The organism is Pollutimonas subterranea (assembly GCF_002849655.1).
Lineage (GTDB): Bacteria > Pseudomonadota > Gammaproteobacteria > Burkholderiales > Burkholderiaceae_B > Pollutimonas > Pollutimonas subterranea.
On the sequence record NZ_PDNW01000012.1, the window covers coordinates 59,097 to 74,896 of the forward strand.

At 58.0% G+C, this 15,800-nt stretch carries 12 protein-coding genes; 3 read left to right on the plus strand and 9 right to left on the minus strand.

Annotation, left to right across the window (positions count from 1 at the left end; translation table 11 throughout):
- Positions 1–3: 3 nt before the first annotated feature.
- From CR159_RS14210 to CR159_RS14250, 9 genes are all read right to left on the minus strand, one after another.
- Positions 4–525, minus strand: a complete 522-nt coding sequence (locus CR159_RS14210) for a hypothetical protein (RefSeq protein WP_143705468.1) — start codon at positions 523–525, stop codon at positions 4–6.
- Positions 437–1,810 (minus strand): type 4b pilus protein PilO2, encoded by a 1,374-nt coding sequence (locus CR159_RS14215; protein WP_102074623.1) that lies wholly within the window; start codon positions 1,808–1,810, stop codon positions 437–439. The genes CR159_RS14210 and CR159_RS14215 overlap by 89 nt, the downstream gene beginning before the upstream one ends.
- 4 nt (positions 1,811–1,814) lie before the next feature.
- On the minus strand, positions 1,815–3,401 hold the full coding sequence (locus CR159_RS14220) for a hypothetical protein (protein WP_102074624.1): 1,587 nt from the start codon (positions 3,399–3,401) through the stop codon (positions 1,815–1,817).
- Entirely contained in the window at positions 3,401–4,330 is a 930-nt protein-coding gene (locus CR159_RS14225) for a TrbG/VirB9 family P-type conjugative transfer protein (RefSeq protein WP_439650549.1), read from the minus strand. Before CR159_RS14225 ends, CR159_RS14220 begins: the two co-directional genes overlap by 1 nt.
- 184 nt (positions 4,331–4,514) lie before the next feature.
- Positions 4,515–5,840: an extracellular solute-binding protein gene (locus CR159_RS14230; RefSeq protein ID WP_102074626.1), complete on the minus strand. Its 1,326-nt coding sequence runs from the start codon at positions 5,838–5,840 to the stop codon at positions 4,515–4,517.
- 7 nt (positions 5,841–5,847) lie between these two features.
- Complete coding sequence (locus tag CR159_RS14235; protein WP_102074627.1) at positions 5,848–7,101, minus strand: D-amino acid dehydrogenase; 1,254 nt, start codon at positions 7,099–7,101, stop codon at positions 5,848–5,850.
- Positions 7,102–7,178: 77 nt separating this feature from the next.
- Positions 7,179–8,213, minus strand: coding sequence for a CDP-6-deoxy-delta-3,4-glucoseen reductase (locus CR159_RS14240; RefSeq protein ID WP_102074628.1), 1,035 nt, complete (start codon positions 8,211–8,213; stop codon positions 7,179–7,181).
- 55 nt (positions 8,214–8,268) lie between these two features.
- Positions 8,269–10,572 carry a DNA topoisomerase IV subunit A gene (gene parC / locus CR159_RS14245; RefSeq protein ID WP_439650543.1) on the minus strand — a complete coding sequence of 768 codons (2,304 nt, stop codon included), beginning with the start codon at positions 10,570–10,572 and terminating at the stop codon, positions 8,269–8,271.
- Between the two features lie 18 nt (positions 10,573–10,590).
- Positions 10,591–12,552: a DNA topoisomerase IV subunit B gene (locus CR159_RS14250; RefSeq protein WP_102074630.1), complete on the minus strand. Its 1,962-nt coding sequence runs from the start codon at positions 12,550–12,552 to the stop codon at positions 10,591–10,593.
- A 236-nt stretch (positions 12,553–12,788) separates the two neighbouring features.
- On the opposite strand from CR159_RS14250, the gene trxA reads away from it, so the two are divergent.
- The 3 genes from trxA to gdhA all read left to right on the plus strand — a co-directional run bounded on the left by trxA (position 12,789) and on the right by gdhA (position 15,791).
- Positions 12,789–13,115, plus strand: coding sequence for a thioredoxin TrxA (trxA, locus tag CR159_RS14255; protein WP_102069155.1), 327 nt, complete (start codon positions 12,789–12,791; stop codon positions 13,113–13,115).
- Between the two features lie 67 nt (positions 13,116–13,182).
- The gene (gene rho / locus CR159_RS14260) at positions 13,183–14,439 is read left to right on the plus strand and encodes a transcription termination factor Rho (RefSeq protein WP_102074631.1); all 1,257 of its coding nucleotides are present in this window, start codon (positions 13,183–13,185) and stop codon (positions 14,437–14,439) included.
- 5 nt (positions 14,440–14,444) lie between these two features.
- A complete protein-coding gene (gene gdhA / locus CR159_RS14265) occupies positions 14,445–15,791 on the plus strand; it encodes an NADP-specific glutamate dehydrogenase (protein ID WP_102074632.1) in 1,347 nt (448 codons plus the stop codon).
- Positions 15,792–15,800 lie beyond the last annotated feature (9 nt).

Below are 15,800 nucleotides of genomic sequence, written 5' to 3' on the forward strand. Positions count from 1 at the left end.
GATTTACCTCCAAGCAGGAGACAGGCACAAGGTATGAGCTTCGTCCTTGCGCTCGAGTTGGACACATGAACCCGAAATGCCGCGTAGCTGATACGAGGCTGCGCTGGCCTTCATCCCGACCGGGAACGCGTGCCCGCGCATATATACATACGCCTGTGCGCCAATTTCAACTTCCGCCAGCAGCTTTTTCCCGACACCGTATATGCCCACCAGCTTCAATGGCCCGCTACGCGACACCGGGCTTTCCCCTTCGCTGCCCTGCGCCCTCTTGTCGTCGTTGCGCAGCGATTTCCTCGCTCGGCCAAGTGCCAGGTCAGTTTCTATGCGCATCAACTCCCGCACGGACATCTGCTGGGCGGCAAGGCTGTCCACGGACGCCCAGGCAGCTCGCGGGCCGGCGGCGCACAGGCCCAGAAACATGCCCAGGACAGCTGCCTCAATCAAGGGCTTGGCGGTGGTCTTCATCGCTGTCAGCCGGTACGATGGTCGGGCGGGATTCATGCGCAACAGACGTTTCGGTTTCATAGAGCACTCCTTCGAGGGACAGGTTCAAGCTGCTATTCTTCAAGCTTGGTTTATCAACGTCGCGTACTACCAGCAAGGCCTTGTTCCATTCAATGGATCCGGTATGCGGCAGCATCAGGCTGGCAGATCGCAAGGGACCGCTCAGCCGCAGCGATCGGGACAGGTACATGAGCAGTCCGGTCGGCTTTGGAAGCGCGCGGCCTTTTTCATCGTTGGGCACGGACAGGGGTAGCGGCGCGGGCCGGCCTATCTGCATCTGATTGAAGGCGGTCCGTATTGATTGAAGCGAGCTGAACAGCTCGCGCTCATTATTCGCCAAGGTCTTCAAATGGACGGCACTGGCCGGAATGCTAAAGGAGTCTGCCTCCCATGCTGGCCGCGCCTGCTCGATTGAGGTGAACTCGACAAGCCAGTTTGCCGGCGCAGCGGCCAGAAATTCGCTGTTGCTGGCCTGCACAGTGCTTCTTTCGTAGCGCGCGTGGCATCGCCACTTTCGTGGTTGCGGGTTGCATTCAGCCTCCTTCAAGGCCCAACCGCCTACACGGACTGGTAATTGATGCAAGGTCTCAAGCAAGCTGCGTGTGCCCTGCACACCGTGAACCATACGGCCCTGTATGGTTTTATCGCGCGCGGCCTTCCAGGCCTGTACCGGGTCATCAAGCTCTTGTGCAGGAGACTGCGGAGCAGGACGAAAGTTCTGCCAAAGACGTGGCACCAGCAGTACAAGCACCAGCGCCAGCAAGAACACCTGTACCGGCCAAGGCAGGATAGGCGTCCAGCGCCGCAATGCCCGCAGACTGCTAGGGTGAGAGCTTGCCGCCTCGATGGCGCCCAGGCCAGGCTGCACTGGAGCCTGGGCATCGCCCAGCAGGACGAGCTGCGGATATGACTGCCGCAGTTCGGAAAGGACGAGTTGGGCGTCGGCACTTGAGCCAAACAGGCGATCTGTACGGGCGACCACAGCCCCTTCATGCACGGCGACAAGCCAGAACCCCGCGCCATCCAGCTCCAGCAGCAGAGCAATAGTTCCCGTGGAAAAAAGCTGGGCCACGTTTTGCGCTGCGGAGTGCAGGCTGGCGTTACGCTGGATGCGGCCGGCTTTCATCGTTGCGATGCCCACTGAACCTGCCGAGTCGCCCGCCAGCACAATATGCGTGGCCCGATGATGCCTTGCCAAACGCAGACCCGCCCGCTCCACTTTGCCGCCGAGCAAGGGCAGCCATTGAAGACCGAACACCAGTGTGGCCGTAGTCAATGGCATGACAAGGAGTTCATCGCTGACCATGCCGTTAGAATCCTTCTTCAACCTGTGCGGTGACGACCATCACCGTGGTCAGGTGCTGGGCCGTTACACGGTCGCTTCCGCCCAGCGCAATAGGAACGCCGGGATTCAGCCGGCGCCCTTCCGTTTCTTCCTGGCTGCGATCAAAGCCGGATATCACCAGGGGCTGTCCGGGTTGCAGCACCACCTGCTGCACGGTTCCATTCCCGTCTATGGTGATCTGCTGCAACTGCAAGGGATTGTCTTGGTCGCCGAACGTGACGGTCTTGAGCGGTTGCGCCACTGTGTTGTCGTAAGCCACCGACAGGAGGATCTGTCCATCGTCCTGTGCGTCCGGTACCAGCGTAATCAACGAACCCACTGTCTCCTCACTCTGGCTGACCGAGATCGACGGCAAGGCCATGCCCGAACTGGTAGAGAGCGCAGTCGTCTGGACCTTGTCGATATATGAGAAAGTCGTTCTCACAGCATGGGTGACGGGGCGACGGTTAAGCGTAAGTACCGGCATGCTGCTGCGGCGCACTACCCGGCCAACCTGGCTCAGTGCCTTGATGATGGCATCGGATCCCTGGAATGGGCCCTCATTGAGGCCCAGGCTCATGCTGGCGGTTTCAACCAAGCTGGAACCAGGCACCGCCAGGGTGGCCGCAACTTTGGCACTGGAGAACACCAGGTTCCAGTCCAACCCCGCCTCGGCATTGTCGTTGACAGCAACGGTGACCTCTTCGAACACCAGGCGCACCCGGCGAGTCAGGGCTCGATTCTCGTGGTCGAGATATCGTCCGATACGCTGCAAGACGTCAGGCGTATCGGTCACGACAATCGAGGAACTGCCGCCCGACTCGGCCACCAGCACACCCGCATGCGACAGAAAAGGTTCAATGCGCGCGCGCACGACACTAAGCAGATCTTGCTTGCTGCTGCTCAGGACGGTTTTCGAGGTACTGACAAAACCCTCGGACTTACTGCTGCCGCCCAGGCCCAGGGACGCTTCCGCACTGGCATTCAGGGTCAGGGCGCGCACATTGAAGACCCGGGTTTCAGTGCGATAGAACTCAATACGGCCATTCTGGTATCGCCACATGACTCCCAGCCGGGCACTGATCCGATCCAGTATCCGGGCCAGCGGCTCTGCGCCTCCGGATAGAGCAACAGTGGTGGGAGCCGCGACTGCACCGCCCTTCGCCGTTACGGCGAGACGGGGCGAGAAATGCTCCAAAGGCAGCAAGGCGTCGGGTCCCACATGAACCGGAATATCGGTTGCGGATGTAATGCGTTGAGCCAATCGCGATAAATCCATGGCTCCATCGGCGAACATCATTGTGGTGCTGACATTGGCTCTCAGGGCGGGCGGCAACGTTATTTCGCGTGCCAATGGCTCGGCCCGGCCCACAAGCCACGGCCGGTCCACAAGCTGGGCCGCCCGTCTTTCTTCCTGGCTTCCAACGGAACGGATAAACCCTTCATGCTGCCCCTGGACGGAGGAACGCACCTGGCTTATGGCGGCCACCATTTCCTGCATTCGTTCACCGATCGCACAGGCCGATAGGAAAATGCATGACACCGTCGCAGCCAGACAGCGAATCGGGGACATCATGAGGTCCCCGCGCCGGCGACGGTACGATTGCACTGTTGGGCATAGGGGACGATGCGCAAGACGCGGTTGGAGTAGAAGCATGGCCGCAAGGGCCGGTCCGCCAACTCGGTACTTGCTACAAGATCCTGCACCGCGAGCCTGAAACCAGGCTCGAACGTCGCCGAGGCCACAATGGGGATATCGGCATCGACGGCCCAGTGTTCGGGCTCAAACGTCCACCCGACCGATTGCGCCCAGCGCGACAGGGCCGAGCGCAGATTGAGGTCTTTGGGGCTGACGTCATAACGTTGCGTTGACTCATCCGGCATGCCTGCTACCGGCAGCGTGATTGGTGGCGTGATCGTTGGGGTCGTCGTCGGCGTGGCAGCCGTCGTAACCGTGGAAATATCGACAGGCATTTCGGAAGAAATAGCAGGCGAAGCCACCGACAGTGCGGCTGGCAGGTCTGCGGGAACCACGGCCGCGGGCGGTTCGGCCGCAGGCTCATGCAGTCGTTCGACCCGGCTTTGCAGTCGTCCTCCACGTAAGGCCAGCTTGGGCCATACGCCATTCAAGACCATATAAGGTCCTTCCTGCGTATAGGTCAAGGGACGATCGCCTGTGGCGGTATGTTCGAATACTGCCGGCAGGGGCTGCTGTGGCAGGAACTGCAACCAGGTCTTTTGTCCGTTGTCGAAAACCTGGACGGGGGCGACCGCCCTGTCGCCCGACAAACGCCATTCGAAGCTGTAGTGTGAAACCGGGTCGACGACCTGGTGATTCCTGGAGGGAATGACCAACGCCCATTCGGGCATGCCGGAGCACGCCGACAGGAATCCGGACAATATCGAAGCGACAAACATTCTGGCCATATTCAGATCCAAGACAGAGGTCCACGCCACCTTGGCGTTGAAGCTATCTTGGGCGTCGCTCCGGGATGCCGCCAGTCAGACTTTTACGAATAGAGTCTTTTATCGCCTCGCCGCTGAAAAACTATTCCATACAAATCAGTCACTTGGATAGATTCTTCGATCATAAATACAAAACACCCCATGGGCTGGAATTGCCCATGGGGTGTTTCATGTCTTAGGTGAAAATGTTGGCGGCGCGCAACCGCCAACATTTTCTTCTTTACTGAAGCATGAGCTTGCCCGCTTCAGCAGATGCCGATTTGAGCGCCGTCACCGCCGGCTGCTTGCCATTGAAGGCCCCATCGAGTTTCTGCTGGAACATGGCCCGGATCTGCGGATAGTTCTTGATACGGAAACCGCGCGATGTGACCGCGGGCTTCGTCTCGTAGACGGCTACGAGCTGCTGCCAGTCACCCAGGTTCTTGTAGTATGACTTCTCGGTCTGGTCGAAAGCTTGCTTGGTCAAAGGCAGGAAGCCGGTATTCTGGAACCAATCGGCAGCTTGCTTTGGCTGGCTGAGCCAGGACAAGAGCTGAACGCTGGCTGCATCGCTTTCCTTGGACAGCCCCGATATCGCCCACAGCGCAGAGCCGCCCACGAAAGGATTTCCCGGCTTCGGAGTGACTTCTGGATAATACGGCAAGCCGCTGATGGCGAAGTCCAGTTTTTTGGCATCCTTGAACCATCCAAGGTTGCTGGACGTTGACATCAACACAGCGCATTCGCCGTTGGCAAAGCGCTTGGCCGCCATCGTATCGAATTCCGGCTTGACAAGCAGTTCGGTGCGAACCCAACTGATCATCATGGAAAGATGACGTATGTACATCGAATCGAATGTGAATACCGGCGTACCTTTACCCTTGGACGCAAGACCATTCTCTTGCGTGGTATATGGCTGCTTGTTCACGGCCGCCAGGTTTTCAAGGTTTACCGACACCGACTGGTCGCTGGTCATCGGGCAATTGCGCGAACCGTTATTGGCCATGGTCACCAGCTGGTCTTGCAAGCCTTTCCAGGAGCGCTGGGGTTCGGCAGGCTTGATGCCCGCTTTCTTGAACGCATCCACGTTGTAATACATGACCGGCACGTCAACCATATACGGGAAAGCGACCAGCCGGCCCTTTGCATCCCGCATGAAGGTATTGAATTCGGGCAGGAACCACTTGGCATCCTTGACCGGATACTTGGCGATCAGCGCATGCAGCGGTTGAATGTAGGAACGTGTTGCAATATTGTCCGGCGCGCGTGAATCATCAAGCTGCACCAGCGCCGGCTTGTCTTCGCGCTTTTTGACCTTGTTCAATGCAGATTCGATCTCTTGCGGAGTATCGAATGACTTCAGCTTTACGTTGACGTCTTTCTGGCCCTTGTTGAAATCCTTGACCAGTTCTTCGAAGACTTTCTTGTTGTAGGGATTAAGCGAATGCCAGACCTGGATATCGGTTGCGGCCGCGGCGGCCATGGAAGAAAACAGTAAGGACCCGGCGCTCACCCACGCCAACCGACGCCCGGAACCAAGGGCGTCGAAAAACCAATGTTGTGTCATAAAACAATTAACCTAGAAAAGGAAATTCGGGTTCGGGTTGGCGGCCCGAAATAATGTCGGCCAAGGCGCGCCCAGAACCGACGCCCATGGTCCAGCCCAATGTACCGTGGCCGGTATTGAGGTACAGGTTACGGATTCTTGTCTTGCCAATAAGGGGAACATTTGAAGGGGTTGCAGGGCGCAGTCCCGACCAGAAACGTACGTTATCAAAATCCAGAGCCGTTGGAAACAACTCTCGGGCCAAGTGCATCATATTATCGCAACGGATTGTATTAAGAGCACGCGAGTAACCGGAAAGTTCCGCAGTGCCCGCCATACGCAATTGGTTGCCCAGGCGACTGTATACCACCTTGTGCGCGCTGTCAGTCAGGCTGACCATCGGCGCCGCCGCAGCGTCGACAATATCAAACGAAGCGGAATAGCCTTTGGCCGGATAAACGTTGCAAGGAATTCCCAGCGGCGCCACGAAGTGAGGCGTATAAGACCCCAGCGCGGCCACATAGGCATCGGCCTGTATGGTTTCGTAGAGGCCGTCCGGCCGGATAACCTCGGCTCCTATAATTTGTCCGCCTGCAGGTATCAGCCGGCTCAGCTGGGTCGAGTAACGGAACTCCACGCCCGCGTTGCGCGCACGCTCGGCCAAGGCCGTTGTAAACAGATAGACGTCGCCTGTTTCATCTTCAGCGGTATAGTCGCCGCCCACAATTTTGCTGCGCATATGAGCCAGTGACGGCTCGAGCTGGATGATCTCAGCGGTCGTGACGATACGCCGGTCTACGCCGAACTCGCGCATGACGCCCGCCATTTCCTGGGAATTTTCGAATTCGGCCGGATCACGATAGAAATTGATGATGCCCCGTTCGAGGTGGTCGTACTGTATGTCGAGATCGCTGCGCATCTCACGCAGCGTACCGCGACTATATTCGGCGAGCCGCACCATGGCGCGTATGTTGGGCGCAAGACGGCCGGGCAAGCATTCACGCAAGAACATCAAGCCCCACCACCATTGCCGCAAATCGAACTTCGGACGAAACAGCAAAGGGGCATCGTCGCGGAAAAGCCAGCGTGCCAATTTCATGGGTGCTTGCGGATTTGCCCACGGCTCGGCATAAGACACCGAAATCTGGCAGCCGTTGGCCCGACTGGTTTCCTGGGCAGGCCCGGTTTCACGGTCTATGACCACCACGTCGTGCCCAGCCTGGTTCAGCCACCATGCGGTGGATGTCCCGATAATCCCGCTACCCAATACTGCTATTTTCATAGTCGTTGCCTTTGCCGCTGATAAGATAGGCGCCGCAAAACGCCTTTACTGCCGGCCCGCGTCTTGCCTGCGACCGCTTAGGGCACGTCAGCTTCTGTCGTAAACGCGTCGGCGAAGAAGTCGTCTTCCGGCAAGCCTCTACCGCCGATGAAATCCCTTCTAGCGCTTTCCACCATGACGGGAGCCCCGCAGACGTATACCTGGTGCCCCGAAAGATCAGGGTAGTCCTCCAATACGGCCTGGTGCACAAACCCGGTGCGACCGTTCCAGCCATCCGATGCTTGAGCGTCGGACACCACCGGCACATAGCTGAAATCGGGCAGGTTGGCGGCCCATTCCATCGCCTTGTCGTGCATGTACAGATCGCTTGGGCGGCGCCCACCCCAGTACAAGACCGCCTTGCGCTGGTTCCCGGACTCGATCATGCGCTCGACGATGGCCTTGATGGGGGCAAAGCCCGTGCCGCTCGCGAGGAAAATAACCGGTTTATCGCTATCGTCACGCAAGAAGAATGAACCGAAAGGACCTTCGACACGCAAGATTTCACGCACTTTCATTTGCGTTGGTCCGGCCCCGAATACGTGGTCAGTGAAGACGCCTCCGGGGGTATGGCGAACGTGCAGCTCAACCAGGTTGTTGTCGGACGGCGGCGTAGCCATGGAATAGCTGCGCCGACGTCCATCCTTGAGGATAAATTCCAGATACTGTCCCGCATAAAAGCGAAACGGGTCCGTGGCAGGCAGCTGCAGCTTGATGATCATGACGTCGCTGGTCGCCATATCAAGCGCCATTACACGGGACGGCATCTTGCGTATCTGGATATCGCTGGCCATGCGGATCTCATGGGCCTCGATCAGCAGGTCGGAGTGTGGCTTGGCCTGGCAAAACAAGGTATAACCTTGCGCCAGGTCTTCGGGAGACAATATTTGCGCTGGACTGGGTCCCGCATCGTAGTCCCCCGAGACCACCTTGCCTTTACACGTAGAGCATGCGCCATTGCGGCAGCTGTAAGGCAACACTATGCCCGCCGCCAGGGCGCCGTCGAGCACGGACTGTCCGTCTTCGACCTGAAATTCGTGATTGCTGGGATGGACGGTGACCTTGAAACTCATAGTGGCTGATAGTAAAAATTAAAGGGAATAGGCCCATTTTAAGGGCAAGGCGGTGTTACACCGGCGACAGTGAGGGCTGCTTGACCTTTATCGACAAGGCCTTGCCCTTGCGGGCGCGTTTTCCCACATATTCTTCCAAGGCGGCCGTATCGAGTTCCAGCACCGTTTCCTTGTTGCGGTACACCCCGCTGGCCAATATGCCAGCCGCGCCTCCGGGTACCCATTGGGCCAGGATATCACCTGCATCCAGGCCCATCAGAATGGTACCCCGCCCACCGCCCGACAGGGATTTGAGTTCGGCCAGATCAACGACCAGAAAGCGCCCTTTCCTGGACAGCATGGCAATATATTGATCCGTGGCACGCAGCGCCATGGGCTTCAATAGAACGTCGTCCTTTTCCAGCGTGACGAATTGCTTGCCTGCCCGCTGGCGCGACGCAAGGTCCTTGAGCGTCGTCATGAAGCCATAGCCGGCTTGTGTACCCAGCACATAGCGCTGGGTTGGCGGGCCCGCGACCATGTGCGTAATCCGGGTGCCCGGCTCCATGTCTATCATGGTCGTAACGGGCTGGCCATCGCCACGTGCTGAAGGCAGGCCGGCCACGGCCACGGTGTAGACGCGGCCACTGGTCGAGAAAGCAATGAGGTCATCGGTGCTGCGGCATTCGATGGCATCGTAAAGGCCGTCGCCCGCCTTGAAGCTGAACTGCCCTGCATCGTGGCCATGTCCCTGGCGGGTACGCAGCCAGCCGCGCTGCGAAATAATAACGGTTACCGGTTCCTCGACAACCCGATTCTCGAGCACTGCGCGTTCCGCGGTTTCGATGAGTGTGCGGCGGTCATCGCCATACGTTTTCGCGTCGGCTTCGATTTCCTTGATCATCAGGCGCTTGAACGCATTGGGATTATCCAGCAACTCCTGGAGTGCGGCCTGCTGTTCCTTCTGTGCGGCCAATTCCTTCTCTATCTTGAAGCCTTCCAGTCGCGCCAGTTGGCGCAGCCGCATTTCAAGAATGTCTTCAGCCTGGCGCTCGGATAAATCAAAGCGCTGCATCAGTGCGGCGCGAGGATCATCGGATTCGCGTATGGTCTGGATTACCTCGTCCACGTTCAGGTAGACCACCATCCGGCCTTCCAGCACATGAATCCGGTCGGTGACTTTATCCAATCGGAACTGGGTGCGGCGCGTAATGGTATGCGCGCGAAAGCCCAGCCAGTCGGTCAGGACCTGGCGCAGGGAACGCTGGCCAGGCCGTCCATCGGTGCCGATACAAACCAGGTTGATGGAGACACCCGTCTCCATGCTGGTCTGTGCAAGCAGAGTGTTGACGAATTCATTACGATCCACGCGACTGCTTTTCGGCTCGAAAACCAGGCGTATGGAAGCCTGTTTGCCGGATTCGTCGCGCACCGTGTCCAGCAAGCCCAGAATCAGGGCCTTGGTCTGCTGCTGATCGTTACTCAGGCTTTTCTTGCCGGCCTTGATCTTCGGGTTGGTCCTGTCTTCGATTTCTTCCAGGATCTTCTGCGACGAGGTGCCGGGCGGCAGCTCGGTAATCACCAATTGCCATTGCCCTCGGGCAAGCTCCTCGAACTGCCAGCGTGCACGGGCCTTGATCGAGCCTCGTCCCACGCTGTAGATATGCGCGATATCGGCCGGCGAAGAAATGATCTGTCCGCCTCCGGCAAAGTCCGGCCCGGGCACCAGGGCATAGAACTCTTCATCGGAAAGCTTGGGGTTCTTGATGAGGGTCACGCACGCGCTGGCGATCTCTCGAAGATTATGCGCAGGAATCTCTGTGGCCATACCCACCGCAATGCCCGAAGCGCCATTGAGCAACATGACAGGCAGCCGGGCGGGCAGCAGCATAGGCTCTTTCTGGCTGCCATCGTAATTCGGTGCGAAATCAACGGTCCCTTCATCGAGCTCGTCGAGCAGCACGCGGGCAAAAGGGGTAAGCCGGGCTTCGGTATACCGCATGGCCGCGGCATTATCGCCGTCGCGCGAGCCAAAATTACCCTGGCCATCCACCAGGGGGTAGCGCAACATGAAGTCCTGCGCCATTCGCACCATGGCATCGTAGGCCGCCTGATCCCCGTGAGGGTGATACTTACCCAGCACATCGCCGACGACACGGGCGGACTTGACAGGCTTGGCCCCGGACGTCAGGCCCATGGCCTGCATGGAATAAAGGATGCGGCGTTGGACCGGCTTTTGGCCATCGGTCAGATCGGGCAATGCCCGCCCGCGAACCACCGAAACCGCGTAATCCAGGTAAGCCTGCTCGGCATAATGCGCGAGCGTAATACTGTCGCCGTTCGGTGCTTCATCGAACAAGCCTGTTTGTATACTATCCATTGTCATCTCTGTGTGGATTTAAACGTCGACTTCGGCCAGATTGCCTTTCTGCTCGAGCCAGATGCGCCGTTGCGCCGATTCGCCCTTGCCCATCAGCATGTCGAACATTTGCGTCGTCGCCGCGAGCCCCAGGTCGCCGTACGCCACGGGCGTAAGCCGCCGGGTGTCCGGGTTCATGGTCGTGTCCCATAGCTGTTCCGCGCTCATTTCGCCCAGGCCCTTGAAACGGCTGATGCTCCACGATGCCTCGCGTATGCCTTCCTTGCGAAGCTTGTCCTGCGCCGCATCGAGTTCGCCCTGGTCCAGGCAGTACACCTTGCGGGCAGGTCGCTTGCCGGCAGCAGGTACGTCCAGGCGGAACAATGGGGGGCGTGCGACATAGACATGTCCGGCTTCAACCAGCTTGGGGAAATGCCGGAAAAACAGCGTCAGCAACAGCACCTGGATATGCGAGCCGTCCACGTCGGCATCCGACAAAATGCAGACGCGCCCATAGCGCAGGCCCGAAAGATCGGCCTTGTCGTCGGGCCCGTGGGGATCCACGCCAATGGCCACCGCAATATCGTGAATCTCGTTATTGGCGAACAACCGGTCGCGGTCGACCTCCCAGGAATTCAAAACCTTGCCGCGCAGTGGCAAGACAGCCTGGAATCCCTTGTCGCGTCCCATTTTTGCCGAACCGCCGGCCGAATCCCCTTCGACCAGGAAAACCTCGGTTCGGGAAATATCGTTGGATTCGCAATCCGTCAACTTGCCAGGCAATACCGCCACACCGGAGCTTTTCCGCTTCTCGACCTTCTGCGCCGACTTGGCGCGTGCCTGCGCCTGCCGTATGGCGCTCTCGGCCAGCTTCTTGCCGTATTCGACATGGGCATGCAGCCAGAGATCCAGCGCATTCCGGGAGAATCCGCTGACTAGCCGTACGGCATCCCGGCTATTCAGCCGTTCTTTGATCTGTCCCTGGAACTGTGGATCGAGGACCTTGGCGGACAAGACGAAACTGGCCCGCGCAAAGACGTCTTCGGGCAATAACTTGACACCCTTGGGCACCAGGCTGTGCAGCTCGGCAAACGACTTGACGGCATTGAACAAGCCGTCGCGCAGCCCGGCTTCGTGGGTACCGCCGGCCGTGGTCGATATGAGGTTCACGTAGGATTCCCGTACCACCGCGCCGTCAGCCGTCCACACGACCACCCAGTGCGCGCCTTCGCCCGGAGCAAAGGAATCATCATCATCGGCGGCATATTGCTTGCCCTCGAAGACCGGTATGATTCTCTCGGCATCGCCCAAGGCCTCTTCCAAATAGCCCCGCAAGCCCTCTTCATACTGCCATTCGCGGGTTTCGCCGGTTTTTTCTATAGTCAGCGTAACCTTGATGCCATTCAGCAGCACAGCCTTGCTGCGCAACACATGCACAAGCTCGGCCATAGGTATGGCGGCCGAGTCAAAATACTTCGGATCGGGCCAGACCCGCACCCGCGTGCCGGTTTTCTTGCGCCCGACCGGATCGAGCTGTTCCAAAGGCTTGATGACATCGCCATTGGCAAATACCAGTTCATGTGTCTTGCCGTCACGCCACACGCGTACTTCCAGTCGCGTGGACAGAGCATTGGTGACTGAAACCCCGACGCCATGCAGGCCGCCGGAAAACGCGTAGGCACCACCGTCTTTCTTGTCGAACTTGCCGCCGGCATGGAGTCGCGTAAACACCAATTCGACCACGGGAGCGTGCTCTTCGGGGTGCAGTCCCACCGGAATCCCGCGGCCGTCATCCTCGACGGTCACACTCGCATCGGCGTGCAGGGTCACCTTTATCTGCTGGACGAAACCGGCCAGGGCTTCGTCTGCGGCATTATCGATGACCTCCTGGATAATGTGCAGGGGGTTGTCGGTACGTGTATACATGCCCGGGCGTTGCCGCACAGGCTCCAGCCCTTTCAGGACTCGGATGGATGCTTCGTCGTAGCGTGGTGTAGCCAATTTTTTCTCGAATTTTCGGTAGTAATTACGGTATTTTACGGAGTATGCGCTTTATTGCAGCCGATGCGCCTCGTACCGCCATGGAGGTAACGTCTTGTGCGCAGCCCGGCTGTCGGTGGTATGCTTGTAAAAAAACGGGCGCCAGGCGCCGTTTGCACTTATTAGAATACATGGTCTTGCTGTCTTGTCTCCCGGCAGCAAATTCAAGTCACTATCATCTTCTTAGTTTTCCTATCATGAGCGAATCTATCAAACACGTGAGCGACGCGTCTTTCGAGAATGACGTCCTGAACTCCGACGTACCCGTCCTGGTCGACTACTGGGCTGCATGGTGCGGGCCCTGCAAAATGATCGCCCCGCTGCTCGAAGAGGCCGCTGGTCAGTACGAGGGGCGTGTTATCATAGCCAAAGTCGATGTCGACGAAAACCCCGAAACAGCTGCCAAGTTCGGCATTCGCGGAATCCCGACCCTCATGCTCTTCAAAGACGGCAAGCCTGCCGCCACCAAAGTTGGCGCACTGTCCAAGTCACAACTCAATACCTTCCTAGACGAATCCCTGTAAAAGGTCGTTTTCGCGCGAGCCTGCTCTAGGCTCGCCACTACTTTGCAAATACCCCCTCTTTCCACACATGCATCTCACCGAATTAAAAGCACAGCACGTTTCGAAGCTTCTCGAAATGGCCGCCGCCCTTGACATAGACAATGCCAGCCGGCTGCGCAAACAAGAACTGATGTTTGCCATCATGAAGCGGCATGCCAAGCAAGGCGAACAGATTTTTGGCGACGGCGTTCTTGAAGTCCTGCCTGACGGCTTTGGCTTCCTGCGCTCGCCTGAAACCTCCTACCTGGCCAGCACCGACGATATCTACATTTCGCCGTCACAGATCCGTCGCTTCAATCTGCACACCGGTGACTCCATCGAGGGCGAAGTTCGTACTCCCAAAGACGGCGAACGCTATTTCGCATTGGTCAAGGTCGACAAAGTCAATGGCATGCAGCCCGAGGCCATCAAGCATCGCATCATGTTTGAGAATCTCACGCCGCTGCATCCAGACGAAGTCATGACTCTTGAACGCGACATCAAAAGCGAAGAGAACGTGACCGGCCGCATCATGGATATCTTTGCCCCGATCGGCAAAGGTCAGCGCGCCCTCATCGTAGCCAGCCCCAAATCCGGTAAAACGGTCATCATGCAGCACATGGCCCACGCCATCAGCACCAACTATCCTGACGCGGTCATGATCGTGCTGCTGGTCGATGAACGCCCGGAAGAAGTCACCGAGATGCAGCGCACCGTACGGGGTGAAGTCGTGGCATCCACGTTCGACGAGCCGGCTACCCGCCACGTGCAAGTGGCCGAAATGGTCATTGAAAAAGCCAAGCGCCTGGTCGAACTCAAGAAAGACGTCGTCATCCTGCTTGATTCCATTACACGCTTGGCACGCGCCTACAACACCGTGGTTCCTGCGTCCGGCAAAGTCCTTACCGGCGGTGTGGACGCCAACGCACTGCAGCGCCCCAAACGGTTTTTCGGGGCTGCCCGCAACGTTGAAGAAGGCGGCTCGCTTACCATCATCGGCACAGCCCTGGTCGAAACAGGCAGCCGCATGGATGAAGTCATCTACGAAGAATTCAAGGGCACCGGCAATTCCGAAGTTCATCTGGAACGCCGCCTGGCCGAAAAACGCGTCTATCCGGCCATCAACCTGAACAAGTCCGGTACGCGTCGTGAAGAACTCTTGATCAAACCAGAACTTCTGCAGAAAATCTGGGTGTTGCGCAAGTTCATCCACGACATGGACGAACTCCAGGCGATGGAATTCATACTGGATAAAATTCGCGCGACCAAGACCAATTCCGAATTTTTCGACATGATGAAGAAATAAAAACGATGACTCTACCCACACTCGACCAGTTTCTCGCCCAGATACACGCCCGCGATCCGAATCAACCGGAGTTCATGCAGGCTGTCAAAGAAGTCATGAACAGCCTTTGGCCGTTTATTGAGCAGAATCCCCATTACGCCAAACATGGCATCCTGGAACGCCTGGTCGAACCGGAACGCGTCATCCAGTTCCGCATATCATGGGTGGACGATCAAGGCAAGGTACAGATCAACCGCGGCTTCCGCATACAGCACAGTTCCAGCATAGGTCCCTACAAGGGCGGCATGCGGTTCCACCCATCGGTGAACCTGTCCATCCTTAAGTTCCTGGCCTTCGAGCAGACGTTCAAGAATGCCCTGACCACACTGCCCATGGGCGGCGGAAAAGGCGGCTCCGACTTCGACCCCAAAGGCAAGTCCGATGGCGAGGTCATGCGCTTCTGCCAGGCGCTCATCGTCGAGCTGTATCGGCACCTGGGTCCCGACACCGACGTTCCCGCCGGGGATATTGGCGTAGGAGCCCGCGAAGTCGGTTTCATGGCCGGCATGATGAAAAAGCTGTCCAACTCAGCGGCTTCGGTTTTTACGGGCAAGGGCTTGAGCTTTGGCGGTAGCCTCATTCGTCCGGAGGCCACCGGATACGGCACGGTCTATTTTGCCGAAGAAATGCTCAAGCATGCGCGTCAATCGATTGAAGGGTTTACCGTATCCGTATCGGGCTCCGGGAACGTCGCCCAATACGCAATCGAAAAATGCATGCAGTTGGGTGCCAAGGTCATCACGGTCAGCGACTCGCATGGCGTAGTGATCGACAAGGCAGGCTTCACGCCAGAAAAGCTGGCCGCGCTTATCGAACTCAAAACCAAGCATCGCGGACGGGTCGAAGACTACGCGAAACAGTTCAACCTGGTCTATGAGGCAGGCAAGAGGCCTTGGCACGTGCCGGTCGACGTCGCTCTACCTTGCGCGACGCAAAACGAGCTTGAAATCGACGATGCGAAAATGCTTATCAAGAATGGCGTGCGCTGCGTCGCCGAAGGCGCCAACATGCCGACCAGCCTTGATGCCGTCGATGCATTTATTGGTGCCAACATCCTGTATGCACCCGGCAAAGCCAGCAATGCGGGCGGCGTAGCGGTATCGGGTCTTGAAATGAGCCAGAACTCGCAGCGCCTGCATTGGACGCGCGAACAGGTTGACAACAAGCTGCACGCCATCATGCGGAACATTCATGAGAACTGCGTACAGCACGGTACGTGCTCCGGCGCTAAGACGGTCAACTACGTTAACGGCGCCAATATTGCGGGCTTCGTGAAAGTGGCCGATGCAATGCTGCATCAAGGCGTTTGTTAAGAAACTGAC

Coding starts and splice junctions, on each gene's coding strand:
- parC (WP_439650543.1), bottom strand. CDS start 10,572: ATGGATAGTATACAAACAGGCTTGTTCGATGAAGCACCGAACGGCGAC.
- CR159_RS14210 (WP_143705468.1), bottom strand. CDS start 525: ATGAAACCGAAACGTCTGTTGCGCATGAATCCCGCCCGACCATCGTAC.
- CR159_RS14235 (WP_102074627.1), bottom strand. CDS start 7,101: ATGAAAATAGCAGTATTGGGTAGCGGGATTATCGGGACATCCACCGCA.
- rho (WP_102074631.1), top strand. CDS start 13,183: ATGCATCTCACCGAATTAAAAGCACAGCACGTTTCGAAGCTTCTCGAA.
- CR159_RS14220 (WP_102074624.1), bottom strand. CDS start 3,401: ATGTCCCCGATTCGCTGTCTGGCTGCGACGGTGTCATGCATTTTCCTA.
- gdhA (WP_102074632.1), top strand. CDS start 14,445: ATGACTCTACCCACACTCGACCAGTTTCTCGCCCAGATACACGCCCGC.
- trxA (WP_102069155.1), top strand. CDS start 12,789: ATGAGCGAATCTATCAAACACGTGAGCGACGCGTCTTTCGAGAATGAC.
- CR159_RS14230 (WP_102074626.1), bottom strand. CDS start 5,840: ATGACACAACATTGGTTTTTCGACGCCCTTGGTTCCGGGCGTCGGTTG.
- CR159_RS14215 (WP_102074623.1), bottom strand. CDS start 1,810: ATGGTCAGCGATGAACTCCTTGTCATGCCATTGACTACGGCCACACTG.
- CR159_RS14240 (WP_102074628.1), bottom strand. CDS start 8,213: ATGAGTTTCAAGGTCACCGTCCATCCCAGCAATCACGAATTTCAGGTC.